The sequence below is a fragment of the Arthrobacter crusticola genome, assembly GCF_004357995.1.
Lineage (GTDB): Bacteria > Actinomycetota > Actinomycetes > Actinomycetales > Micrococcaceae > Arthrobacter_D > Arthrobacter_D crusticola.
On record NZ_SMTK01000005.1, the window covers coordinates 352,590 to 377,412 of the forward strand.

At 69.6% G+C, this 24,823-nt stretch carries 20 protein-coding genes; 3 read left to right on the forward strand and 17 right to left on the reverse strand.

All coding sequences use genetic code 11. The features are described 5' to 3' along the window. Positions 1-154 precede the first annotated feature (154 nt). From E2F48_RS15605 to dinB, 14 genes are all read right to left on the reverse strand, one after another. The gene (locus E2F48_RS15605) at positions 155-991 is read right to left on the reverse strand and encodes a cell division protein FtsQ/DivIB (RefSeq protein ID WP_133404860.1); all 837 of its coding nucleotides are present in this window, start codon (positions 989-991) and stop codon (positions 155-157) included. Beyond that, on the reverse strand, positions 981-2,432 hold the full coding sequence (murC, locus tag E2F48_RS15610) for a UDP-N-acetylmuramate--L-alanine ligase (RefSeq protein WP_133404861.1): 1,452 nt from the start codon (positions 2,430-2,432) through the stop codon (positions 981-983). Before murC ends, E2F48_RS15605 begins: the two co-directional genes overlap by 11 nt. After that, positions 2,429-3,538 carry an undecaprenyldiphospho-muramoylpentapeptide beta-N-acetylglucosaminyltransferase gene (gene murG, locus E2F48_RS15615; protein ID WP_133404862.1) on the reverse strand — a complete coding sequence of 370 codons (1,110 nt, stop codon included), beginning with the start codon at positions 3,536-3,538 and terminating at the stop codon, positions 2,429-2,431. Before murG ends, murC begins: the two co-directional genes overlap by 4 nt. Beyond that, the gene (ftsW, locus tag E2F48_RS15620; protein WP_133404863.1) at positions 3,535-4,851 is read right to left on the reverse strand and encodes a putative lipid II flippase FtsW; all 1,317 of its coding nucleotides are present in this window, start codon (positions 4,849-4,851) and stop codon (positions 3,535-3,537) included. The genes murG and ftsW overlap by 4 nt, the downstream gene beginning before the upstream one ends. Beyond that, positions 4,852-6,399: a UDP-N-acetylmuramoyl-L-alanine--D-glutamate ligase gene (murD, locus tag E2F48_RS15625; RefSeq protein WP_133404938.1), complete on the reverse strand. Its 1,548-nt coding sequence runs from the start codon at positions 6,397-6,399 to the stop codon at positions 4,852-4,854. It abuts the gene before it with no gap. Positions 6,400-6,404: 5 nt separating this feature from the next. Next, positions 6,405-7,505: a phospho-N-acetylmuramoyl-pentapeptide-transferase gene (mraY, locus tag E2F48_RS15630; protein WP_120169699.1), complete on the reverse strand. Its 1,101-nt coding sequence runs from the start codon at positions 7,503-7,505 to the stop codon at positions 6,405-6,407. Continuing rightward, complete coding sequence (locus E2F48_RS15635) at positions 7,502-9,037, reverse strand: UDP-N-acetylmuramoyl-tripeptide--D-alanyl-D-alanine ligase (protein ID WP_133404864.1); 1,536 nt, start codon at positions 9,035-9,037, stop codon at positions 7,502-7,504. Before E2F48_RS15635 ends, mraY begins: the two co-directional genes overlap by 4 nt. 6 nt (positions 9,038-9,043) lie before the next feature. Then, positions 9,044-10,666: a UDP-N-acetylmuramoyl-L-alanyl-D-glutamate--2,6-diaminopimelate ligase gene (locus E2F48_RS15640; protein WP_133404939.1), complete on the reverse strand. Its 1,623-nt coding sequence runs from the start codon at positions 10,664-10,666 to the stop codon at positions 9,044-9,046. Positions 10,667-10,723: 57 nt separating this feature from the next. Beyond that, positions 10,724-12,514, reverse strand: coding sequence for a peptidoglycan D,D-transpeptidase FtsI family protein (locus tag E2F48_RS15645; protein ID WP_133404865.1), 1,791 nt, complete (start codon positions 12,512-12,514; stop codon positions 10,724-10,726). Between the two features lie 65 nt (positions 12,515-12,579). Then, positions 12,580-13,347, reverse strand: coding sequence for a cell division protein FtsL (ftsL, locus tag E2F48_RS15650; protein ID WP_133404866.1), 768 nt, complete (start codon positions 13,345-13,347; stop codon positions 12,580-12,582). After that, positions 13,344-14,345 (reverse strand): 16S rRNA (cytosine(1402)-N(4))-methyltransferase RsmH, encoded by a 1,002-nt coding sequence (gene rsmH / locus E2F48_RS15655; protein ID WP_133404867.1) that lies wholly within the window; start codon positions 14,343-14,345, stop codon positions 13,344-13,346. The genes ftsL and rsmH overlap by 4 nt, the downstream gene beginning before the upstream one ends. Before the next feature lie 285 nt (positions 14,346-14,630). Continuing rightward, on the reverse strand, positions 14,631-15,062 hold the full coding sequence (gene mraZ, locus E2F48_RS15660; protein ID WP_133404868.1) for a division/cell wall cluster transcriptional repressor MraZ: 432 nt from the start codon (positions 15,060-15,062) through the stop codon (positions 14,631-14,633). Positions 15,063-15,398: 336 nt separating this feature from the next. After that, entirely contained in the window at positions 15,399-15,776 is a 378-nt protein-coding gene (locus E2F48_RS15665) for a DUF3040 domain-containing protein (RefSeq protein ID WP_133404869.1), read from the reverse strand. A gap of 182 nt (positions 15,777-15,958) precedes the next feature. Beyond that, a complete protein-coding gene (dinB, locus tag E2F48_RS15670; RefSeq protein WP_281274825.1) occupies positions 15,959-17,206 on the reverse strand; it encodes a DNA polymerase IV in 1,248 nt (415 codons plus the stop codon). Positions 17,207-17,326: 120 nt separating this feature from the next. On the opposite strand from dinB, the gene E2F48_RS15675 reads away from it, so the two are divergent. Continuing rightward, positions 17,327-18,451 carry a polyprenyl synthetase family protein gene (locus E2F48_RS15675; RefSeq protein ID WP_133404870.1) on the forward strand — a complete coding sequence of 375 codons (1,125 nt, stop codon included), beginning with the start codon at positions 17,327-17,329 and terminating at the stop codon, positions 18,449-18,451. A gap of 139 nt (positions 18,452-18,590) precedes the next feature. On the opposite strand, the gene E2F48_RS15680 is transcribed toward E2F48_RS15675, so the two are convergent. After that, the gene (locus tag E2F48_RS15680; RefSeq protein ID WP_133404871.1) at positions 18,591-18,944 is read right to left on the reverse strand and encodes an Rv2175c family DNA-binding protein; all 354 of its coding nucleotides are present in this window, start codon (positions 18,942-18,944) and stop codon (positions 18,591-18,593) included. Positions 18,945-19,209: 265 nt separating this feature from the next. On the opposite strand from E2F48_RS15680, the gene E2F48_RS15685 reads away from it, so the two are divergent. Next, positions 19,210-20,748 (forward strand): lytic transglycosylase domain-containing protein, encoded by a 1,539-nt coding sequence (locus E2F48_RS15685; protein WP_133404872.1) that lies wholly within the window; start codon positions 19,210-19,212, stop codon positions 20,746-20,748. Between the two features lie 67 nt (positions 20,749-20,815). Further along, positions 20,816-22,534, forward strand: a complete 1,719-nt coding sequence (locus tag E2F48_RS17500; RefSeq protein ID WP_221411698.1) for a protein kinase domain-containing protein — start codon at positions 20,816-20,818, stop codon at positions 22,532-22,534. Here E2F48_RS17500 and E2F48_RS15695 read toward each other — a convergent pair. Both E2F48_RS15695 and E2F48_RS15700 read right to left on the reverse strand, forming a co-directional pair. Next, positions 22,477-23,859, reverse strand: coding sequence for a class II 3-deoxy-7-phosphoheptulonate synthase (locus E2F48_RS15695; protein WP_425455794.1), 1,383 nt, complete (start codon positions 23,857-23,859; stop codon positions 22,477-22,479). The two genes, E2F48_RS17500 and E2F48_RS15695, sit on opposite strands and share 58 nt — an antisense overlap. Before the next feature lie 117 nt (positions 23,860-23,976). Then, positions 23,977-24,816 (reverse strand): lysophospholipid acyltransferase family protein, encoded by an 840-nt coding sequence (locus tag E2F48_RS15700; protein ID WP_133404873.1) that lies wholly within the window; start codon positions 24,814-24,816, stop codon positions 23,977-23,979. Between the last annotated feature and the right edge of the window lie 7 nt (positions 24,817-24,823).

Here is a 24,823-nt window from a genome sequence, read left to right on the forward strand (position 1 = left end):
CCGGAACCGGCTTCAACCTTCACTCGGCATAACGTTAACTCTCAGGTTGAGGGTTAATGTTATGTCAAGTAACTTCTATCTGAGACGCTATGGGCACCGGGAGTGTTCTGCAATGACCGGTGCCGCGTGTCGCCTTGTTTCTTTCAAATCCCGCTCACCGGGTCACCGGACGGTCGGGGGTGCTGACGTCGAATTCCTTCACCGGTGGATCCGATGCCGGGACCTTCAGCAGGGCCGAGAGGACCTTCGCCTTCGCGGTGTTGCGTTCCGCGCTCCCCCAAAAGATCTTCTGGTTGCCGGTCAGCGAAAGCGAAACCGAGTCCACGCTTCGGGCGGAGGCGTGGTTGAGGCGGGACAGGATGTCGGGGGGCAGGTCGGCCAGCACCGCGGTGATCGAGCGGAAGACCTCCGAATTGACCGCCTCCGTGCCGCCGTCGATCAGCGGAAGCTTCACCGCCGCCCGGTCCGCCACGGTCTTCAGCTGCCGGCCCTCCGAGTCGATCAGGATGAACTGCTTGTCCTTCTGCACGATGGCCACCGGCACCCGTTCGCGGATGGTGACCACGAGGGTTGATGGCGGCTCGGCCGCCACGCGCACCTCCTCGATGGGCGCCTTGTCCCGCAGGAGGCCTTCGACCTTCCCGTCCGGGAGCCGGGTGAGCGAGGTGCCCTTGAGCGGCTCGAGCGCCGCGGTCACCTCCTCGGTGGAGACCAGCGTGTTGCCCTCGACCCGCAGGTGCTTCAGCGCCAGGGCCGGAGAGAAGATCAGATACGCGAGCAGGCCGCCCACCACCAGGACTCCGGCCAGGAGGCTCCACAGCAGCACCCGCCGCCGGCGCCGGGCCGGGGGTTCCGGAAATTCAAGGACTGTCGCTCCGACCGGCTCCGCGTCCTCCCGGGGCAGCACGGAGACCTTGCCCGAGTTGGCCCGCGCACCGCCGGCGGCACCGGTTCCAGCGACGGCCGGACCTGTTGGCTTCTTAGGCGTCATCGTCCGCCGTTCCGGTGCCTTCCCGGGCGCGGAGGGCCTCGACCAGCCCGGAGGCCAGGTGCGTGACGTCTCCGGCGCCGACGGTGAGGATGATGTCGCCGGCGGAGGCGCGGGCGGCCACCTCGCGGACGGCGGCCTGCTGATCCTGGATGTATCCCCCGGGCCGGGTGAGCTTCCCGGCGATCAGGTCGCTGGTGATCCCCGGGATCGGGTCCTCGCGGGCGGGGTAGATGGGCAGCAGCGTCGCCGAGTCCGCCGTGTCCAGGGCGGCGGCGAACCCGTCGGCGAACTCGCGCGTGCGGGAGAAAAGGTGGGGCTGGAACAGCACGTGCACCGCATGCCCGGCGGCGACGGTACGGGCGGCGGCCAGGGCCGCGGCAACCTCCGTGGGGTGGTGGGCGTAGTCGTCGAAGACCCTCACCCCCGCGCCCCCGCCGCGGGCCTCGAAGCGCCGGGCCGCCCCGGAGAACGAGGCGAGGCCCTCCGCGGCGACCGCGGGGTCCACGCCGAGCTCGAGGCCGACGGCGAACGCCGCCGCGGCGTTGAGGATGTTGTGGGTCCCCGGCACGCTCAGCTGGAGCTCCTGCTGGGCGTCGAGGCCGTCGACGGCGAAGGAGAGCACACTGTTGGAGGTGCTGCCCAGCGCACGGGTGGAGCCCAACTGAATGTCGGCGGTCGGCGAGTACCCGTACGTGCGCACCCGGCGGGTCGCGGCGGCAGCGGCGGCCAGGGCGGCCGCTCCGGGATCGTCGGCGCAGGCAATGAGCACGCCGTCCTCGGGCAGGAGGCCGACGAACTGTTCGAAGACCGCCGTGACGGCGGCCGCCGTGCCGTAGTGGTCGAGGTGGTCCGCTTCGACGTTGGTCACCACGGCGATCTGCGGGCTGTAGTTCAGGAACGAGCCATCCGATTCGTCGGCTTCCGCAACGAACACGTCCCCGCCGGACCAGCGGGCGTTGACGCCCAGGGCCGCGACGTCGCCGCCGATGGCGAAGGAGGGCTCGCGCCCGGCCGCCTGCAGCAGGACGGTGATCATCGCCGTCGTCGTGGTCTTTCCGTGGGTTCCGGCGACGGCGATGACCCGCTGGCCGGCCATGGCCGCAGCGAGGGCCTCGGAGCGGTGCTGGATGGTGATGCCGCGGTGGCGGGCCTCGAGCAGTTCGGGGTTGTCGGGCCGGATGGCCGAGGAGATGACCACCTGGCTGGCGCCGGCGACGTTCTCGGCCCGGTGGCCGACGTGGACCTCGGCGCCGAGGGCGGCCAGGGACCTCAGGGACTTGGAGTCCGCTGCGTCCGAGCCGGAGACGGGGATGCCCTGGCCGAGCAGGACCCGGGCGACGGCCGACATGCCGGCGCCGCCGAGGCCGATGAAGTGGACACGCCCGGCGGTGGGGCCGGCCGGCCGCCGCTCCGGGACGGATTCCTGGGTGATGCCGGTCATGATGAGGCTCCTGCCGCGTCGAGGACGAGCCGGGCCATGGTCCGGTCAGCATCGCGAATACCCTGCGCCGCGGCGGCACGGGCCATCCGGTCAAGGGCCGCGGGTTCCTTCAGGAGGGTGAGGACCTCCGAGCTCAGCCGCGCCGGTGTGAGGTCGGCATCGGAAATCAGCACCGCTCCCCCGTCGGCGGTGAGGGCTGCGGCGTTCAGGGCCTGCTCGCCGTTGCCGTGGGCGAGGGGAACGAGGATCGAGGGCAGCCCCACGGCGCTGATCTCGCAGACGGTGGCGGCACCTGCCCGGGCCACGAGCAGGTCGGCGGCGGCGTACACGGCCTCCATGTCGTCGACGTACTCGAGCTGGTGGTAGCCCGGCAGCGTGAGCGGGGAGCCGTCTGAGGCGGTGATCGTCTTGCCGCGGCCAGTGATGTGGAGGATCTGGATCCCCTCGGCGCACAGGCCGGGGGCGGCCGCGGCGGCGGCGCGGTTGATGCTCAGGGCCCCGGAGGAGCCGCCGGTGATGATGAGCGTCGGGCGTGCCGGGTCGAGCCCCAGTGCCCGCCGGGCGGACTCGCGTGCGGTTGCCCGGTCCAGTCCGGCGATGGCGCGGCGCATGGGCATGCCCACCCACTGGGCCTTGGGCAGCCGGGTGTCCCGGAACGCCACGGCGACGGTCCCGGCGATGCGGGCGCCCAGCCGGTTGGCGATGCCCGGGCGGGCATTGGCCTCGTGGATCACCAGCGGCACGCGCCGCAGGAATGCCGCCAGGTACAGCGGCGCGGCGACGTAGCCGCCAACCCCGACGACCACCGAGGGCCGGACCGTGTCGAGGATGCGCAGCGCCTGCCGGATGGCCCCGGCCAGGCGGTAGGGCAGCTTGAGCAGGTCGGTGGAGGGCCGTCTTGGCAGCGGCACCCGATCGATGGTCTCCAGGTCGTAGCCGGCGGCCGGCACGAGCCGGGTCTCCATGCCGGACTCGGTCCCGACGGCGGTGATCCGGGTACCGGGGGCGAGGTCGGTGATGGCGTCGGCGATGGCCAGCAGGGGGCTGATGTGGCCGGCGGTGCCGCCGCCGGCCAGGACGACGGACACGGGTGTCGGGGGGGTCATGACGCTGCGGTTTCGCTTTCGGTCTTGATGAAGGTCGCGGGCATCCGCCGGGCGAAGGAGAGCAGGACGCCCACCGCGGCGAGGGTGAAGGTCAGCGCCGACCCGCCGTAGGAGATGAAGGGCAGGGGGACGCCGATCACCGGCAGCAGGCCGGTCACCATGCCGACGTTGACGAAGGCCTGGCCGATCAGCCACACCAGGATGGACCCCATCAGGATACGCACGAACGGGTCGCTGTAGCGCATGGCGACCTGGATGGTGGCCACCGCGAGGATTCCGAACAGGGCCACGACGACGATGGCGCCGACGAGGCCGAACTCCTCACCGATGATGGCGAAGATGAAGTCGTTGTGCGCCTCGGGGATCCAGTTCCATTTCTGGCGGCTCTGGCCGATGCCCACCCCGAACCATCCGCCCGAGGCCATGGCGAACAGGCCGTTGTCGGACTGCAGGCACAGGTCCGCGCCGTCCTCGCAGTTCAGCCGCAGCCAGGCGCTGATGCGCCCGCCGCGGTTGGCACTGGTGGCCACCATGAGAGTTCCGACGAGCGCTGCGCCGACGCCGGCGAGGAGGAACATCTTCAGCGGTGCCCCGGCGAAGAACAGGGCCGCGGCGGCGATCATCATGAGGATCATCCCGGTGCCGAGGTCGCCGCCTAGCAGCACCAGGCCGATGGGCAGCCCGCCCAGGGGCAGGGCGGGAATCAGGGCGTGCTTCCAGTCCCGGATCAGTCCCTTCTTGCGCTCGAGGACCGTGGCGAACCACAGGGCCAGCGCAAGTTTGGCCGGCTCGGAGGGCTGGAAGGACTGGTTGCCGATCATGATCCAGTTCTTATTGCCGTTGATGCTGACCCCGATGACCAGCACGAGGATCAGCAGCACCACCGCCACGCCCAGCCCGGGCCAGGCCAGGGCCTTGTAGAGCCGCGGTCCGACGCGGGAGAGGATGAACATCAGCACCACGCCGGCACCGGCCCACACCGCCTGCTTCAGGAAGAGGTCGAATTCCTCCTTGCCCTCGGAGATCGCCTCGACAGAGGACGCCGAGAGCACCATGAGCAAGCCGATGGCCGTCAGGGCGAGGGCAGCGCCGAGAATCAGGTAGTAGCTGGAGCCGCTGGGCCTGCGGTCGGTTCCCTCGAGGAAGCGCCAGCCCCGTGCCGCTGCTGCCCTGATGCCGCGGCGCGGTGCCGGAGGCGCGGGGACGGCGGGGGTGGTGGCCCTGGGCGCACCGGCGGCACGCCCGGCCGCTGCGCCGGCGGTGCGGGCAGCCGCAGGCCTGCGCCCGGGGTGCCGGGTGGGGGTGGTAACCATCTAGAGCTCCTTCGCGGTTGGTGCCTGCCCCTCCACCAGCGCTCGAACCGCCGTGGCAAAGGCATCACCCCGGTGGGCGTATGAGGAGAACTGATCCATTGAGGCGGCGGCCGGTGCGAGCAGAACGGTGTCGCCCTCCCCGGCGAGGCGGGCCGCCTCGGAGACCGCCCATTCCATCACCTGTGCACCCTCTCCCCCGCCCTCAGGGTGTCCGTTTCCAGTGTGACTGGTGTGCCAGCTGATGATGGGCACATCGGGAGCGTGTCGGTGCAGTGCCTCCTGCAGTGCCGTGCTGCCGGTCCCGATCAGGACCACGGCCCGCAGGCGGGCGGCGTGGGTGCGGACGAGGTCGTCGTAGGCGACGCCCTTGGAGAGGCCCCCGGCGATCCAGACCACCGAGGTGAAGGCGGCCAGGGAGGCCGAGGCTGCGTGCGGATTGGTGGCCTTGGAGTCGTTGATCCAGAGCACGCCCCCGGCGGAGGCGATGGCCTCGATGCGGTGCGCACCCGGGGAGTAGGTGCGGATCCCCTCCCGGACGGCTGCCGGAGAGATGCCCGCGGCCCGCACCAGGGCGGCGGCCGCCAGCGCGTTCGCCACAAGGTGGCGCGGCACGACGTCCCCGAGTTCACGGACCGACGCCAGTTCGGCGGCCGAGTCCCTGCGCTGTTCGATGAAGGCCCGGTCAACGAGGAGGTCCTCGACGACGCCCATCATGCTCACCGCGGGCGTGCCGGTGGTGAAGCCGACCGCCCGGCAGCCTTCGATCACCTCGGCTTCCTCGACCATCACCTCGGTCTCGTGCTGTTCGGCGTTGTAAATGCAGGCGATCCGGGTGCGATCGTAGATCTTGGCCTTCGCCGCGGCGTAGGCCTCGTAGCTGCCGTGCCAGTCGACGTGGTCCTCGGCGATATTGAGGCACACGCTGGCCAGCGCCGAGATCGACTCGCTCCAGTGGAGCTGAAAGCTGGAGAGCTCCACGGCGAGGAAGTCGAACCCCTGCGGGTCGCGGATCACATCGAGGATGGGTGTGCCCACGTTCCCGGCGGCCACGGCGCGCTTGCCGGCGGCCAGCAGCATTGACTCGGTCAGCCCGACCGTGGTCGTCTTGCCGTTCGTGCCGGTGATGGTGAGCCATTCGGCCGTTGGCCGGCCCTCGCGGATGCGCACCCGCCAGGCCAGCTCGACGTCGCCCCAGATGGGGATACCGGCGTCGGCCGCGGCGGCCAGCAGGGGCTGGGCCGGGCTCCATCCGGGCGAGGCGATGATCAGCTCGGGCGCCTGCCCGTCGACCGGCGGGATGCCGGTGGTGGAGTCGGCGCCGAGGAGGACCTCGCGGACGCCGACGATCCGCAGCGTGTCGGCCTTGGCCCGGTTGTCCTCCGAGTCGGAGCCGTCGACGACGACGACGGCCGCGCCGAGCTCCACGAGGGTGTCGGCGGCGGAGAAACCCGAGGCGCCGATGCCGGCGACGACGACCCGCAGCCCCCGCCAGTCGGCGTCCCAGCTCGTCAGCCCCGCCAGCCGTCCGGCCGTGCCCGATTCTGAAATGTCCGTCAACCCACTACCCAATCCGCGTAGAAAATACCGAGCGCCACGGCCACGAAGAGGCCGCCGAGGATCCAGAACCGGACCACGACTGTGACCTCCTGCCAGCCCTTCAGCTCGAAGTGGTGCTGCAGCGGCGCCATCTTGAAGACGCGCTTTCCGCCGGTCGCCTTGAAGTAGCCGACCTGGATGATCACCGAGAGGGTGATCATCACGAACAGGCCCGCCATGACCACCAGCAGGAGCTGGGTCCGGGAGAGGATCGCGAAGCCGGCGATCGCGCCGCCGATCGCCAGGGAGCCGGTGTCACCCATGAAGATCTTCGCCGGCGAGGTGTTCCACCATAGGAAGCCCACCAGCGCGCCGGCCATCGATCCGGCGATGAGCGCCAGGTCCAGCGGGTCGCGCACCTCGTAGCAGACGTTCACCGGGACCTGCAGGGAGCCGCAGCTCTGGTTGGACTGCCAGATGCCCATCAGCATGTACGCGGCGAAGACGAGGATGGAAGCGCCCGCGGCGAGCCCGTCGAGCCCGTCGGCAAGGTTCACCCCGTTGGTGGCGGCGGTCATGATCAGGTTCGACCACAGGACGAACAGGATCGCCCCGACCAGCGTGCCCGCGAAGGCAAGGTCCACCGACGTGTCCCGCAGGAAGGAGATGGCCGTCGAAGCCGGCGTGCGGCCCTGCTCGTCCGGGAACTGGAGGGCCAGCACCGCGAAGAGGATGCCGACGAAACTCTGCCCGGCGATTTTCGCGCCGGCGCTGAGCCCGAGGCTGCGCTGCTTGGAGATCTTGATGTAGTCGTCGAAGAAACCGACGGCGCCCATCCCGGCCGTCACCAGCAGCAGGAGCAGTCCCGAGACACTCGGCCCGGTCGAGGCGCCGAGCAGCGCCATCACGCCGTGGGTGAGGAAGTAGGCGAGCAGCACCGAGCCGACGATCACCGCGCCGCCCATGGTGGGGGTGCCGCGCTTGGTGTGGTGCGCCGTCGGGCCGTCGTCGCGGATGAACTGGCCGTAGCTCTTCCGGACCAGGAGTTTTATGAAAAGTGGAGTGCCGACAAGTGCGAAGAACAGCGCCGACGCCGAACCGATCAGGAGGGCGATCACGGCTGGGGGCTCCTTCGGGGGGCAGTGCCGTCCGGGCTGGCGGCTGGAGGCTGGATGGGGTGCGGTGGCACTGGATCCGGCGAGCCGGCAGCATCAGGGAGCAATGCTATCCGATCCCCCAGGAACCTCAGGCCCGCCCCGTTGGAGGACTTGAACAGCACGATGTCACCGGGCCGCAGCTCGGCCCGCAGCAGCGCCTCGGCCGCCTCCGCATCGGGCACCTGCTGGATCTCGTCGCCCCAGGAGCCTTCGAGCAGGGCGCCGTTGAACAGGGCGCGGACGTTGTCGCCGCCGACGACGACGAGCTTGGAGATGTTCAGCCGCACGACGACCCGGCCGAGGAGATCGTGCTCCTCGATGGAGGACTCCCCCAGTTCAAGCATTTCGCCCAGTACGGCCCAGGTGCGGCGCCGGCCGGCTCCGAGTTCGGCAAGGGTGCGCAGGGCCGCCCGCATCGACTCCGGGTTGGCGTTGTAGGCATCGTTGATGACGGTGACCCCGTCGGCCCGTTCGGTGAGTTCCATCCGCCAGCGGCTCTTCGCGGCCTGGGTGCGGAGCGCGGAGGCGATGCGCTCCCCGGGCACGCCGAGGGCCCAGCCCACGGAGGCGGCCGCGAGCAGGTTGGCCGTATGGTGGAGGCCCAGCAGCGGGGACACCACCGGGTGGGAGGTGCCGTCGGGGAGCACGAGGTCGAAGGCGGGGTGGCCCTCGGGCGTCGTGGTGCTCCCGGCCGCGGCGAGGATGTCACCGTCGGCGGCCTCGAAGTCCCCGGAGGAGGTGAAGTAGACGCGCCGGGCGCTGGTGCGCGAACGCATGGCCAGCACCCGCTCGTCGTCGGCGTTGATCACGGCCGTCGCTCCGGGGCCCAGGGCGGCGAACAGCTCGCCCTTGGCGCGGGCAATGGCCTCCACCCCGCCGAACTCCCCCACGTGGGCGGAGCCGACGCCGAGCACGACGCCGATGTCCGGCTGGACCATGTCCGCAAGGTAGGTGATGTTGCCGGCCTTCGTGGCACCCATCTCGATGATGAGGTAGCGCGTTCCGTAGTCGGCGCGGAACACCGTCAGCGGGACCCCGACCTCGCCGTTATAGGAACCGGTGGGTGCCACGGTGGGGCCTTCGGCGTCCAACAGGCCGGCCAGGAGGTCCTTGGTGGTGGTCTTCCCGGCCGACCCGGTGATGCCCACGACGGTCAGCGGTCCGCTGGCGCGGAGCCGGCGCACGGACTCGGCGGCGAGGACCCCCATGGCGAGCACGGCGTCGGGCACGATCACGGCGGGCAGGTCGGATCCATCGGCTCCGCTGACCGGGCGCTCGGCGAGGGCCAGGACGGCGCCCGCGGCGAAGGCCTGGACGGCGTAGTCGTGGCCGTCGGTCACCTCGCCGGGTTTGGCGATGAACAGGCCCCCCGGGAGGACCTCGCGCGAGTCGGTGGCCGCGGAGGTGACGGTGAGGGTGGGGTTTCGGCTGGCACCCTGTGAAAGGTGGCCGCCGGTGAGTGCCGCGATGTCGGCTGCGCTGAATTCAATCATGACGGTCTAGGACTCTATCGCCACAGGCGTGCGCACAGAGAATCCGTGCCTTGTCAACGAGGCGGCGAGCTCCACGCGGTCGTCGAGGGCGTGGTTGACGCCCTTGATCTCCTGCCAGACCTCGTGGCCCCGGCCCGCGACCAGGACGGTGTCCCGCTCCCCCGCCATCGCCACGGCCGCCTCGATGGCCTCCGCCCGGGGGAACACCTCGAGCACCTCGCAGGCAAGGTTTTCGGCCCGCACCGCCTCCCGTGCGCCGGCGAGGACACCGCGCCGGATCTGTTCCTCGTCCTCGTCGTGCGGGTCGTCGTCGGTGACGATGACCACGTCGGCGAGGCGCGCCGCGGCCGCTCCCATGATGGGCCGCTTGGTCTCATCGCGCTGTCCGGTGGCGCCGAACACGATGATGACCCGGGAGCCGGGATCGGGGCGGCGCACCGCGGCGAGGGTGCGCACCAGGGCGTCGGGGTTGTGGGCGAAGTCCACGATGCCCGTCGGAGCGTCGCTGATGAGCTGCATCCGCCCGGGCACCTGCACGGTGAAGGGATCGTGTGCGGCGGCGGCGCGCTGCAGATCCTCCGGGTCCACCCCGGAGGCGAGCACCATCACCGCGGCAAGGGCCGCGTTGGAGACGTTGAACGTGCCCGGAAGGCCCGTCGACAGCGCCAGGGCCGTCCCGCCGGGCCCGCGCAGGGTGAACCGGTGGCCCAGGCCAGCCGGTTCGATCGCCTCGACCGTCCAGTCCGCGGACGCACCGGCCGGCGCGTCCGGGTCGGTGCGCAGGGTCACCACCGGCCCGGTGGCGGCCGCGGCCATCCGCGCGCCCCATTCGTCGTCGACGGTGACCACGCCGACGCGGGAGCGTCCGGCGCCGAAGAGGGAGGCCTTGACGGCGAAGTAGGACTCCATGTCGCCGTGCAGGTCGAGGTGGTCCTGGGTGAGGTTGGTGAAGCCGGCGACGTCGAACACCACGCCGTCCACCCGGCCGTATTCGAGGGCGTGGGAGGAGACCTCCATGGCGGCCGCGCCGAGTCCGCGTTCGCGCATCAGGGCAAGGAGGGAGTGGACCTGCGGTGATTCGGGAGTGGTGAGGGTGCTTGGGATGGCCTCGGCTCCGGCGAGGATCTCGATGGTGCCGATGAGCCCGGTGGTGCGGCCCAGGGCCCGCAGGAGGGCGTTGATGAAGTAGGTGGTGGTGGTTTTGCCGTTGGTGCCCGTGACCCCGAAAAGCACCGGCCGCGCGGCGTCGGCGGGCTGGCTGGCGAACACGGCGGCTGACAGCGGGCCGACGAGCAGCCGGGGCCGCTCCGCCACGAGGACCGGGAGCGCGGAGGCGGCGGGCCCCGCCCCGACCAGGGCGGCCCCTTCGGCGTCAGTCAGCACGGCGACGGCCCCGCCGGCAACTGCCTGCGCGGTGAACTCGGCCCCGTGGCGCTGCGCGCCGGGCACGGCGATGTAGAGGTCGCCGGGAGCGGCGGCCCGGGAGTCAACGGCCACCCCGGTCAGCTGCAGGGAGCCCACCGGCGAATCCCGCACCGGCGCCCCGTCCACGGTGATGGTGGGCAGGGCGGCGTCGAGCCCGCCCAGGGCAGCGGCAAGGGACACCGGTTGGACATGCCGGGGCCTCATTCCAAGGCCTGCGGCGCTTGGAGGGGTGTTGATTGACACGGAGCTTTTACTTTCGGATCAGTATTCGACGGGGTAGGCCTCGGGCTTACCCGCCGACGGTGGAACGTTCGATGCGTTGAGGACCTGCTTCATCACCTTTTGGAACGATTCGCCCGGCACAAGGTAATAGAGGTCGCCCTGCGGACGCTGCAGGGTCACCACCACAACGTATTCAGGGTCCTCGATCGGGGCGATCCCGGCATAGGACAGAGTGTAGCCGTCGTATCCGCCGTTGGGCCCGGGCGCTTCGGCGGTGCCGGTCTTCGAACCGACCCGGTACTGTTCGAGCGCGCCGGACTTGCCTGAGCCTTCGACGGTGACCGTCTCGAGGAGCTTCTGCAGCTTCTTGGCCGTCGGTTCCGAGACGACCTCGGTGCCCTCGCCCTGGGGCACCTTGTGTTCGGTGCCGTCCGGATCGATGTAGGCGTCGATCAGCCGGGGCGGGAGCCGGACGCCGTCATTGGCGACCGTCTGGAACACCATGGCGGTGTGGAGGGCGGTCTGGGCCAGGCCCTGCCCGAAGAGGACCGTGTACTGCTGGCGGTCGTCCCAGGTTTCGGGCTTTGGCAGGAGGCCGCGGGTTTCGCCGTTGAGCCCCGTGTTCAGCTCCTCGCCGATTCCGAACTTCTTCAACCAGTCGTAGCGCTGCTGCTTGGTGAGCTGCTCGCCAATCTTGACGGTGCCCGTGTTGAGCGACTTGGCGAAGATGCCGGCCACGGTGCGGCGCTCCTCGCCGTGCGCGTAGGCGTCCTTGAACGTCTGGTTCCCCACGGTGTAGAGCGGGGGGATCTCGAACCGGGTGGTCGGCTCGATGATCCCTTCCTCAAGCCCGGCGGCAAGGGTGATCAGCTTGGTGGTCGAGCCGGGCTCGAAGGCCGCGGTCACCGACAGCGGGCTGCGGAACTCGGGCGGGGTGGCCCCCGGGTTGTTGGGGTCCGGCGTCGTCGATTCGGCGAGAGCCCGAATGGCTCCGGTCTTGGCTTCGACGACGACGATATTGCCCCACTCGGCGTTGTAGTCCTTTACCTGCGAGGCGATGGTCTGCTGCGCGAACCACTGGAGGTCCTGGTCAATGGTGAGCTTCACGGACTGGCCGTCCTTGGCGGGCACGTCCTCGTTGGTGGCGTAGGGGATGCGGATCCCGTCGCCGCCGATCTCATAGGTCTTACTGCCCGCCTTGCCGGTGAGCTTGTCGGTCAGGGACAGCTCAAGGCCCTCGCGGGGCTCCCCGTCCGGGCCGACGTAGCCAATGATCGACCCGGCCACCGAACCCGCCGGGTAGGTGCGCACACTCGTCTTGTCCGCGTACACGCCCGGCAGGCCGACGGCCAGGGCGCGGTTCTTGACCTCGGGGGTGACGGTGCGGGCCACGTAGTTGAAGCTCTTGTCCCCCTGGATGGAGGCGCGCAGGGTTTCGGCGTCGATGCCGAGCACTGCTGAAAGCTCATCGAAACCCTGCTCGATCGGCAGGTCGAGTTCCCGTTCGCCCAGCTCCTCGTTGTACCGGTCAAAGGTTTCACCGCCGCTGAGCCGCTGGTCGACGACGATGTCGAAGCGTTCGACGCTGCGGGCGAAGTACTTCCCGTTGGTGTCGACGATGGATCCGCGCACCGGCTGCACCGCGGTGGTGGTGAGCCGCTTCGACAGACCGGCCTGGGCCAGCCCGTTCAGGTCGAGGGCCTGCAGCTGGAACAAGCGGACGCCGAGTACCAGCAGCAGGACCAGGACGAAGGCAAGCCCTATGCGCAAGCGCCGAGATCCGAGCGCTACGCGTAGGGCGTCCTGGCTGCCGGCTTTGGGGTGTGCCACGTGGGGTCCTTGATGATCGCGGGGAGTTTCTTGGCGGGGAACGGGCGGCCCGGCGGGCCGGGTTCCTAGCGGGAGCTGGGGAACTGGGCGGGACCGGGGATGGTGCCGCCGGCCGCGCCGGTGGGGTGCTCGGGGGCAGCGCCCTGCCCGGGTACCGCGCTGCGTGCCTGCTCCGGCAGTTCGACCGCGGGAGCCTCAGCCGCGGGAGCCTCCGCGGCCTGCCCTTCGGCGGCGTCGGCCGGCGCCGGGACGGGCGCGGCCTCGGCGGGCGCCGGAGCGGGCTCCGGTTCCGCGGCGGCCTCCGGTGCCGCGGGCGGGGCGGGAACGGGTGCGCCCTGGGCCGTGACGACCTCGGGCGCGGCAATGAGCGCTTCGGGGGTGCTGCCTTCCTTGGCGGGCTCGGGGGTGCCTGTGACCTTTCCAATCTCAAGGTCAATGGAGCCGAACGTCGGGGAGGACACCATGCCGAGCTTGGTTGCGGCGGCTGCCAGGTTCTGGGGCGCGCCGCGGTCTTCGAGCCGCTGGACGAGGGCTTCGTTCTCCTGGCTCAGCGCCACCTGCTGGCCGCGGAGCTGGACCAGTTCGTACTGGGTGCTCGAGACGGAGATGTTAAGGATCAGCACGGCCACGAGCGCGGCGACCAGCAGCGCGCAGCTGAACACCGCGAAGGGCACCCGGCGGCGCGAGGGGCGCGCCGGAACCACCGAGAGCGGTGTCCGGGGGCGTTGGGGCGTTCCGGGCGAGGGCCTTCCGCGGCGGACGGGATGAGAGGCAAGGGCGCTGCTGCCGGAAGTCGCGGGTGGCCGGGTGTGCGCACTCAATGCCTGGCTCATGTTGTTTTCCTGTCCTTGGGACCTCGTGTGATTTTTTCGACAGCCCTGAGCTTCGCCGACGCCGCCCTGGGGTTTTCCTGTATCTCCTGCTCCGTCGGAGCCTCGGTGCCCCGGGTGAGAAGCCGCAGATATGGCTTGTGCTCCTCGAGTTCCACCGGGAACCCGACCGGAGCCGAAGACTTGCTTCCGGCCGCGAAGGCGCTCTTCACGATCCGGTCCTCGAGGGAGTGGTAGGACAGCGCGACGATCCGGCCACCGACACTCAGGGCGTCGATGGCGGCCGGCACGGCCCGCTGGAGCACGGTCAGCTCTTCGTTGACCTCGATCCGCAGCGCCTGGAAGGTGCGCTTGGCGGGGTGGCCGCCGGTGCGGGCGGCCGAGGCTGGCACGACCGAGCGGATGACTTCGACGAGCCGGCCCGTGGTCGTGATGGGAGCGGCGGCGCGTGCCTCGACGATGGCGGAGGAGATCCGTCCGGCGAACTTCTCCTCGCCCCAGGAGCGGATGATCCGCAGGAGGTCCTCGCGGGAGTAGGTGTTGACGATCGTGGCGGCGGTGGCCCCGCGGCTGGTGTCCATCCGCATGTCGAGCGGCGCGTCGTAGGAGTAGGCGAATCCCCGCTCGCGTTCGTCGAGCTGCAGCGAGGAGACCCCAAGGTCGAAGAGGACGGCGTCGACGCCGGGAATCCCGAGATCGGCGAGGGCCTCGCCGATCTCGTCGTAGACGGCGTGGACGAGGTCAAGCCGGTCATCGAACCGGCTGAGACGGGCACCGGCGAGGCTCAGGGCCTGGGGGTCGCGGTCGATCCCCACGAGGTGCGCCGTGGGGAAGGCCTCGAGCATGGTTTCGGAGTGTCCGCCCATCCCGAGGGTCGCATCGACAATGACGGGACGGCGGTCTGCCGCGGCGGCGGCCTCGACGGCGGGAGCCAGGAGCATGACGGAGCGTTCGCGCAGAACCGGGATGTGCCGATCGCCGGTCGGGCGCTCATCGCTCATGCACTGACTCCTTCCTGAGTGTGGCTGTCCACCCGCACCACCTAAGCGGTGTTGGTGCGGTCGGTTGGTACGAATGGTCCACGCGTCGGGAGGTGTCCTTGAATCAGATCCCCATCCGGCCGGCCGTCCGTCCGCCTGGCTCCGGGGAAGTGAAGCCAGGTGAATCAGGGCGTCCGGCGGCTGGAGATCTCATCCAAGAAATTCACGCCGCGTCGTTTTTGTGCAGTTGTTCCGGACCGGGCGGTCTGGTCTTTTCGGTGGTTCCGGCCGGGGAGCCGGTGCCGCCTAGAAGATTCCCGGCAGTCCCTCATCATCCGTTTCGGAGAACGCTGTTTCCTTCTCCTCCAGATAGCTGTTCCAGGCTTCCGCATCCCAGATCTCGGCCCGGCTTCCCGCGCCGATCACTGCGAGCTCCCGATCCAATCCGGCATACGAGCGAAGCGCGGGCGGAATAGTTATCCGGCCCTGCTTATCCGGCACTTCATCCGAAGCCCCGGAGAGGAAAACCCGAATGTAATCCCGTGCCTGACGGGAAGAAATCGGAGCCGACCTCATTTGCTCGTGAACCTTTTCGAATTCGCTCTGGCTAAAAACGTAAATGCAACGTTCCTGCCCTCTGGTCAGCACCAAACCGGACGAGAGTTCCTCCCGGAACTTCGCCGGCAGGATCAACCTGCCCTTCTCATCGAGACGGGGGGTATGGGTCCCGAGGAACATCCCCCACCGCCTGTTCTGACTCGGGCGAAGGCCGGTTCGTTACCGATTCGCTCTTATATTCCCCACTTTACTCCACAACGCTCCACAGTCAATCCACCGACACCACCGGTCCCTCCACTTTTGTTTCGGGCGCGTTGGAAGCACTTTTGGTACGCATGTGAAAGCGCCGCAGCACCCTGGCGGAGACGTGCGGAAGGTCGGAAAGCTCCCGGGATGCGCCCGGAAGGCGCGCGCCGGCAGGGGCCTTAAATGACGAAAGACCCGCGGGTGCGGGTCTTTCGGAAAGGTCAGTCCGGGGCCGGTTTGCTTACCGGTGACGGGCCGTCAAGGGCGGGATCAGGGTTGATCCCGCTTCCGCTCCTCCCACTTGTCTTCGAGGCTGCTCATGAAGCCGCTCCTGCCGGCGGAGGCAGGCTTGGACGGGAGCCCCGCGGTGTGCCCTGTCTCGACGGTCTTGGCTTTCGTCGTCGCGAAGTAGACGCCGGCGCCCATCACGATGAAGCCGGCCACCCCCACCACGATGAGCTGGGATCCGATGCCCGCAAGGAGGACCAGGATTCCCGCAATGGTGACAAGCGAGCCGATGACGAGCCTTCGGGTCGACATCGACCGCCGTGTACTTGACGCCATCGAGTGTGCGAATTTCGGATCGTCGGCGTGAAGCTGCTGTTCGAGCTGATCGAGCAACCTCTGCTCGTGTTCCGAGAGTGCCATCACGGCCTCCTTGATGTAAGTGCCAACGTTCCTTCATCCAACCAACGAGTCCGGCCCCGGGATGGTTCCCGGCGGGGCCCGCCGTTCCGGTCCGCGCCGCGCGGCCGTGGGGCTGCGCAGCGCGGATGCCGGAGATCGATTGACCTACACCAAGAGTAGTTCTCACCACGGTAACTTGAAAGTCACAATGTAGCGTTACCGGGCGGATTTCCGCGCCGGGCCGCGCGCGGCGCCGGAGGGCCCAGCAGACCCGCCGGCCGCACCCCGGCGGCGCCGAATTTCCGGTTCACCGCATCGAGGGCAACCTCCGCCGTCCGCCAGTTGTCATCCTGCCTGTCGATCGTCATCTGGTGGGCCCCCGCTCCCCCGGATCCAAGCTGTTCGGCCCGCAGCCCGATCAGCCGCACGGCCAGGGGACGCTCCCCGAGCGCACTCAGCAGGGCCGTCGCTGCGCCGTAGAGCGCGTGGGCGCTGTCGACGGGCTCGGCAAGCTTCTTCGAACGGGTCAGGGTGGAGAAGTCGGCATAGCGGAGCTTGAGGGAGACGCCCTGCGCCGAGAGGCCCGCGGCGCGCAGCCGGGTGGCGGTCCGGTGGGCGAGCCGCAGGAGTTCCCGGTGCAGGACGGCGGTATCGGTCACATCCTGCGCGAAAGTCTCCTCCGCCCCGATGCTCTTCTCGGCACGGGAGACGACGACCTTGCGTGGGTCCCTGCCCCAGGCCAGTTCGTGGACGTGCCGGCCGGAGGTGCCCAGGAGCTTGGTGAGCGCCGAGACCGGGGTGGAGGCGAGGTCCTCCACGGTCCGGATGCCCAGACGGGCGAGGGTCTCCTGGGTCTTGGCGCCCACTCCCCACAGCACGGAGACCGGCTGGGCGTGGAGGAAGGAGACCGTGTCGCTTCCGGGCACCAGCAGGAGTCCATTGGGTTTGGCCTGGGTCGAGGCGATCTTCGCGACGAATTTGGTGGTGGCAGCGCCCACGCTGGCCGTGATGCCGAGGCTCCTGCTGATTTCCGCGCGGATCTGCTCCCCGATCTCCCGGGGGTGTCCCAGCCGGCGCGTGGCTCCGGCGACGTCGAGGAAGGCCTCATCGACGCTGAGCTGTTCGACCAGCGGGGTGACCGATCGGAAGATCTCCATCACCGCCGCCGACACCTCCGCATAGCGGTCGTGATGGGGCTCGAGGACCACGGCCGACGGGCAGCGCCGCATCGCCACGGCCATCGGCATGGCGGAGCGGACGCCGAACCGGCGGGCTTCGTAGGAGGCGGACAGGACGACCGAGCGGCCCGACGGGCTGCCGACAATAACCGGAACGCCCCGGAGTTCGGGCCGGCTCATCAGTTCGACCGAGACATAGAAAGCGTCCATGTCGATGTGCAGGATGGTGCACTCTGCGCCGGCCGGCAGCTGGTCCCGAGTCCCGTTCACCACGGAGCCATCGTATCCGAGGTCCCCGACACCGGCGGCCGGGGCCCGGGCCCGGCTGGGGGCCCCGGCCGAGGGGGTTTAGAGTTGGATCCGTTCACGCCTGCCTAGCCGTACGGGGAATCCATGCAGTCCGCCACCCGACCCGCCGACCCGGACAACCGCCTCACGGACTCGGTCCGCCGTCACCAGGGCGCCTTCCTCTCGTCCATGTCCGAGGAAACCGGCGCGTTCCTCGCAGCGCAGGAGGAACTCCTCACCGAGATCTCCCCCGAGTCACTGTCGCTGCTGTCCGCCATCCGCGGGCTGACCTCCGGGGGAAAACGGATCCGCGCCCTTCTCTGCTTCTGGGGCTGGCGTGCCGCCGGCGGGACGGGTGACCTGCAGCCGGTGGCACGGGCGGGAGCAGCGCTCGAGTTTTTCCAGGCCGCGGCCCTGATGCACGATGACGTCATCGACCGGTCGGAGACGCGCCGCGGGGCACCCAGCATCCACCGGCAGTTCCGGCAGCAGCACCTGGGCGCCGGGTGGCACCTCGACGCCGACCGTTTCGGTACGTCGTCGGCCATCCTCGCCGGAGATCTGTGCCTTGCCTTCAGCGAAGAGCTGTTCACCGGGGCGTGCGTCGGGGCCGGGGCGACCTCCGCGCGGGCCATCTTCAACCGGATGCGCACCGAGGTGATGGCCGGCCAGTACCTCGACCTCCTCGAGGAGGCAGTGGGCCCGGACCTGCCGCCGGCCACCGCGGCCGATCGGGCCCTCAACATCCTTCGGTACAAGTCGGCGAAGTATTCGATCGAGCGCCCGGTGATGCTCGGCGGGGCGCTGGCCGGGGCGGACGCCGCCACCCTGGCGCGGTTTTCCGCGTTTGCGCTGCCGCTCGGCGAGGCCTTCCAGCTGCGCGACGACGTCCTCGGGGTCTTCGGCGACCCGGCGGTGACCGGGAAGCCTGCCGGAGACGACCTCCGGGAAGGCAAGCGGACCTACCTCGTGGCCCGCGCCCTGGCCGGGAGCGGCCCGCGTGATCAGGGCGTGCTCAACTCGCTGCTGGGCGATCCGGCCCTGGACGACGAAGGGGTCTCCCGGCTGCGCGGGCTCATCACAGCCAGTGGGGCGCTGCGGGATACCGAGCAGCTGATCCAGGACCGTTCGGCCGAGGCCTTTGCCGCCCTTGGCGTCCTTGAGACCGATGAGGTCTCGGCGGCAGCCCTGGGGCTCCTTGCGGAAGCGGCAGTGACCCGGACCTTCTAACCGTCCGGCACCGCCGGACCGTGCGCCGGGCGGACCCTCAGGCGCACGGGGGACGCACCGGCCGGCGCCCGGAGGACGGCTGTCTACCCGACGCCGTCCGTCCCGCGCCGTCTACCCGGAGCTGCGTAGGGGGCTCCGTCTACCAGGCCGCGGCCTGGGCCCGGCGCCGAATCTCGGTCTTGCGGCCTTCGCGGAGGGCGTCGATGGGACGGCCCGGCAGCGAGTCGTCCTCGGTATAGAGCCAGCGGATGATCTCCTCATCCTCGAACCCGGAGTCCGAGAGCACCACAACGGTGCCTTTGAGGCTGTCGAGGACGGCCCCGTCGACAAAGAATTCCTCGGGGACGCTCCGGATCTTCCGGTCGGTGATCCTCAGGGCGACCAGGGCGCGCTCGTCGAGCAGCGCATGGACCTTCGTGATGGGGACGCCAAGCAGTTCGGCGACCTCCGGGAGATTTCTCCAGTGGGGCACAAGTTCTTCGATTTCAGTCACCTTCTAAGGGTGCCACGACCCGGCACGCACCCTCTACTCACGGCCCGCAGGGAACCGACACGCCGTACGGGCTCCTGATGTGGACTTCCCACCTGTTGTGATACGCCCGTCATCGTGTACATTCACTACAGTCACATATGTAACTGGAGTCACAGAAGACCCATTGCCTAACATTTGCACCTTGGCTTGCCGGGACAGGAGAACGATTGCTCCCGGCGGTCCGACGACCGTGCGGCTCCGGCCGCCTCTAGATGAGGAAATGCCCATGACTGCCCAGCCACCGTCTACACCCCTGAGCGGAGCCTCCCGGCGCGCCGCAGGCACCTCCTCCTCCCGGCGGCGGAACCTGGCCGTGTCCACGGCCGCCATCCCGGCCGTCATCCTTTCCTCGGTGGCGCTGGCGGAATCCGCAGCGGCCCACCAGCCCGCCCCCGCCACCTCGGTGCGGCTACAGGTCCCCACCGTGCAGGCCTCCCCGGCCCGCGCCCTCATTCCGGCGGCCGAGGTTGCCGCCCGGGTTCCCGCCCTGAAGGTTCCTGCCGTGACAACGCCGGCGGCGTATACGATCAAGGCCGGCGACACCATGGGCGCCATCGCCCGCAAACACGGAATCGAGCTCGGCGCCCTGCTCAAGCTCAACCGGATGAGCCCCACCACGGTGATCTACCCGGGACAGAAGATCCGGCTGGTGACTGGATCCACCCCTGCGCCCGCGGCTCCTGCGGCGGTCCGCGCCCAGACCACCGGCAGCTACGTCGTCAAGCCCGGTGACACCCTTGGCGCCATCGCCTCACGCCACGGCGTGAGCCTCGACAGCCTGCTCAAGGCCAACAACCTCTCCATGACCTCGATCATCCACCCGGGCCAGAAGATCGTCGTGGGCGGAAAAACGGCCGTCAAGCCGTCGGCCCCGGCTCCGGCCAAGCCCGCTCCCGCCGCCCCGGCCGCCAGCTACGTCGTCAAGCCCGGTGACACCCTCGGGGCGATCGCCTCACGCCACGGCGTGAGCCTCGACAGCCTGCTCAAGGCCAACAACCTCTCCATGACCTCGGTCATCCACCCGGGCCAGAAACTGGTTCTCAGTGGAAAGCCCGCCGCCCCGGCCCCGGCCGCGCCCACCGCGCCCACGGCCCCGGCGGGCAGCTACACCATCAAGGCCGGAGACACCCTGGGCGCCATCGCGGCCCGCCACGGGGTGAGCCTCGCCGCGCTGCTGCAGGCGAACAACCTGCAGGCGTCAACGGTGATCTACCCGGGCAAGAAGCTCACGATCCCCACCGGCAACGGCGGCTCCCCCACGGCGCCGCCCCCAACGAACCTCGTCCCCTCGACCTTCCTCGGGGTCACCTACCCGCAGGCCGTGGTCGCGGACGCGAACCGCAACAAGCAGATCCTCAACTCGCTGCCGGCCCCGAGCCCCGCCCAGATGCGCACGATCGTAGCGAACACCGCCCGGTCAATGGGCGTCGACCCCAGCCTCGCCATGGCCTTCGCCTTCCAGGAATCGGGCTTCAACCAGCGCGCGGTCTCCCCCGCCAACGCCATCGGCACCATGCAGGTCATCCCGATGTCCGGGCAGTGGGCCAGCGACCTCGTCGGGCGCAAGCTCAACCTCCTCAATCCGCAGGACAACGTGACGGCCGGCGTGGCGATCATCCGCTCGCTGCTCGCCACGAGCCCGTCCCAGGACATCGCGATCGCGTCCTACTACCAGGGCCAGTACTCCGTGAAGACCCACGGAATGTTCAGCGACACCAAGAACTACGTCGCCGCCATCAAGGCCCACCAGAAGAACTTCCGGTAGGAACGGTGGAGGGCGGGGTCGGGTGTTGATCCTGCCCTCCACCGCAGCCAGGACTTAGTATCAATAGGTGCACCAACGGCTGAACGACCCCCTGATCGGCGAACTTGTCGATGGGCGCTACCTCGTGGAGTCGCGCATCGCGCGCGGCGGAATGTCCACGGTCTACCTCGCCCTCGACCGCAGGCTTGACCGCAGGGTTGCGTTGAAGGTCCTGTTCACGCACCTCGCCGAAGACCGCACCTTCCTGGACCGGTTCGAGCAGGAAGCGAAGTCGGCCGCCCGTCTCTCCCACCCGCACGTTGTGGGAGTCCTTGACCAGGGCGTCGACGAGACAGCCGAACGCAGCACCGCCTATCTCGTGATGGAGTACGTTCCCGGACGCACGCTGCGGGATCTGATCCGCGAACGCGGACGGCTCACCCCGAGGCTGGCCCTTGCCCTGATCGACCCAGTCATCGAGGGCCTCGCCGCCGCCCACGAGGCGGGGCTGGTGCACCGTGACGTCAAGCCGGAAAATGTTCTCCTCTCCAGCAGCGGGCAGATCAAGATCGCCGACTTCGGGCTCGCGCGCGCCGTCAGCGCGAGCACCGGCACCGCGACGCTCGTCGGCACCGCGGCCTACCTCCCGCCCGAACTTGTCACCGGCTCGCCGGCCGACGCCCGCAGCGACGTCTACTCCGCGGGCATCATGCTCTTTGAACTCCTGACGGGACGGCAGCCCTTCACCGGCGACGCTCCGGTCCAGATCGCCTTCCAGCACGCCTACGAGCACGTACCGGCGGCATCGGAGTTCCTGCCGGGGCTGGCCGAGGACATCGACGAGCTGGTGCAGTGGTGTACCTCCCGGGATCCCGAGGACCGGCCCGTCGACGGCACCGCCCTGCTCGGCGAGCTCCGCCATGTCCGCACGACGCTCACGGGCGCCGACCTCGACTACTGCCCACCGTCGCCGGTTCGGCGCGTCGACCGCGGAGCCGGATACGCCGGCTCACCGGCGACCGGCGGGATGCCGGATGGCGGCGGAACGACCGTTGTGCTTGGCGCCCCCGCAGGAAGCCCCACCAGTGGAATAGGCACAGGCAACCCCACCGAAGTAATCGGCACAGGCAGCCCCACCGGTGGAATCGGCGTCGGCAGCCCCACCGAAGTGATCAGCACGGGCACCCACGCCGGCAGTCCCACCGAAGTAATCGGTGAGGGGCGCTCCGGGGCGACTGCGGTTCCGCCCGGACCGGCGAACTCTCCAACGGTGGTCCTGCCCACCTCTCCGGGCAACCGGAACGCCACCACCCGGATTTTTCCGCCGGAGCCCCAGGTGCGGCCGGCCGGCCCGGGCGGCGGCGACAACGCCACCCGCGTCCTCGGTGGGGTGCACCGGCCGAGCGCCGCTCCGCCTCCTGCCGTCCAGCCGCGCGCCCACCCTCATCCCGCGCAGGTCCATCCGCCGCAGTCCCAGCCTCCTCAGCGGCATCCCGAGCAGGTCCGTCGGCCGCAGCCCGCCTCCAAGGTGGGCCGATCCCAGCAGCGCAGTCAGGCGCGCGCCGCGCAGCGGCCGGTGAAGCGGCTGCGCACCCGGCGCGCGGCCCAGTGGCAGGCCGTGCTGGTTCTGCTGCTGGTCCTGCTGGCCTTCCTGGCCGCGGCCGCGGGCTGGCTGCTGGGGATCAGCCAGCCCGGTGGCGGCGTTCCCGTGGGGCTGTCCAGCCCCGCGGCGTCCGGCTGCGAAGCGGGTCAGTTCTTGGAGAGTGCTCCGGCGACGAGGAAGGCCATCTCGAGCGACTGCATGTGATTCAGCCGCGGGTCACACACGGATTCGTAGCGCTCGAGGAAGGATTCCTGGTCCACCGGGTCGGCCCCGCCGAGGCACTCGGCGACGTCGTCGCCGGTCATCTCGACATGCAGCCCACCGGGGAACGTCCCGAGGGCCTTGTGGACCTCGAAGAATCCGCGGACCTCGTCCATGACGTCGTCGAAGTTCCGGGTCTTGTACCCGTTCGGCGAGGTCACCGTGTTCCCGTGCATCGGGTCGGTCACCCACAGAACCTGCGCGCCGGAGGCCGTGACCTTCTCAACGAGCTGGGGCAGCTTCTCGCGGATGTTGCGGGCACCCATCCGGGTGATGAATGTCAGGCGGCCGGGCTCGCGGTTGGGATCGAGCTTGTCGATGAGGGCGAGCGCGTCGTCACCGGAGGTGGTGGGGCCAAGCTTCACCCCGATGGGATTGCGGACCCGGGAGAGGAAGTCGACATGGGCGCCGTCGAGGTCGCGCGTGCGCTCCCCGATCCAGAGGAAGTGCGCCGAGGTGTCGTAGGGCAGGTTGGTGCGTGAGTCGATGCGGGTGAGCGCCCGCTCGTAGTCCAGCAGCAGCGCCTCGTGGCTGGCGAAGAACTCGACGCGCTTCAGCGCTTCGAAGTCGGCACCGCAGGCGTCCATGAAGCGCACCGCCCTGTCGATCTCGCGGGCGAGTGACTCATAGCGCGAGTGCGCCGGATTGGCGGTGAAGCCCTTGTTCCAGTGGTGCACCAGGCGCAGGTCGGCGAACCCGCCCTGGGTGAACGCCCGGATCAGGTTCAGGGTGGAGGCGGAGGTGTGGTACGCCCTGACCATGCGGGAGGCGTCGTGGCCGCGGCTTTCGGGGGTGAAGTCGTAGCCGTTGACCATGTCGCCGCGGTACGCGGGCAGGGTGACGCCGTCGCGGGTCTCGTCGTTCGAGGAACGGGGCTTGGCGAACTGGCCTGCCATCCGGCCCATCTTGATCACCGGCAGGGACGCACCATAGGTGAGGACCACGGCCATCTGGAGGATCGTCTTGACCCGGGCGCTGATCCGGTCGGCGGTCGCGCCCTCGAAGGTTTCGGCGCAGTCGCCGCCCTGGAGCAGGAATGCCTTGCCCTGGGCCGCCGCGGCCAGCCGTTCCCTCAGGACATCCACTTCACCGGCGAACACCAGCGGGGGCAGCGACGAAAGTTCCTTGATGGAGGAGGTGTGGACCGCAGGGTCCTGCCACTGTGGCTGCTGCGAGATGGGAAGGCTCCGCCAGTGGTCGAGCCCTGCTGTACCGGCGGCGGGGAGCGGAAAGGGAGGCAATAACGCTGAGGCTGCAGTATCGGTCACCCCTCAAGCCTAATGGCTTCGACGCCGCGGTTCGTCGCCGCCCGTCACGTTGCCGCCCGGCCGTGTCACATAGGCCACTCGCGGCCCACTGCCCCGCCGACGGGCGGGAAAAGCACCTCAGGCGGTGTCCTTCTTCCGCCCCTTGGGCGGCTGGGTCTTGCCCACTTGGGTCACGGCGCCGGGCGCCGGTGCCTGCGGAGCCTCCGGCGGCGGCATCCGCACTGCGGCCCGGCGGGTGTCGGCGCCAGGTCGGTGGTGCTTCCTGCCTGCCGCCTTCTCCGCGGCCAGCTTTTCCTTGACGCTGCTCGCGTAGGCGTCGACGTACTCCTGACCCGAGAGGCGCATCAGTTCGTACATGATCTCGTCGGTGACCGAGCGCTGGATAAACCGGTCATCGGCCATGCCCTGGTACCGGCTGAAGTCGAGGGGCTCCCCCACGATGATGCCGACCCTGCGGATGTTTGGGATCCGCCGCCCGATGGGCTGGACCTTGTCGGTGCCGATCATGGCGACGGGAATGACGGGAACCCCGGTGGCCAGCACCAGCTTGGCGACGCCGGTCTTGCCGCGGTAGAGGCGGCCGTCGGGGCTGCGGGTGCCCTCGGGGTAGATGCCCAGGAGGCCTCCGTCGTTGAGGATGTCCATGCCGGCGGTCAGCGAGGAGGAGGAGGCTGCGCCGCCGGAGCGGTCCATCGGCAGCTGGTTCGAGAGCCGGAAGAACATGGCGGTCAGCCGGCCCTTGAGGCCCTTGCCGTTGAAGTACTCCGATTTCGCCAGGAACACCACGGGCCGGGGCACCGCCACGGGGAGGAAGATGGAGTCCGAAAAGGAAAGGTGGTTGCTGACGAGGACGGCCGGCCCTTCCGCGGGAATGTTGTCAAGGCCCTTGACCCAGGGCCGGAAGAGCACTCTCAGAATCGGACCGACGATGATCCTCTTCATGACCCAATAGAACACGCTGCCA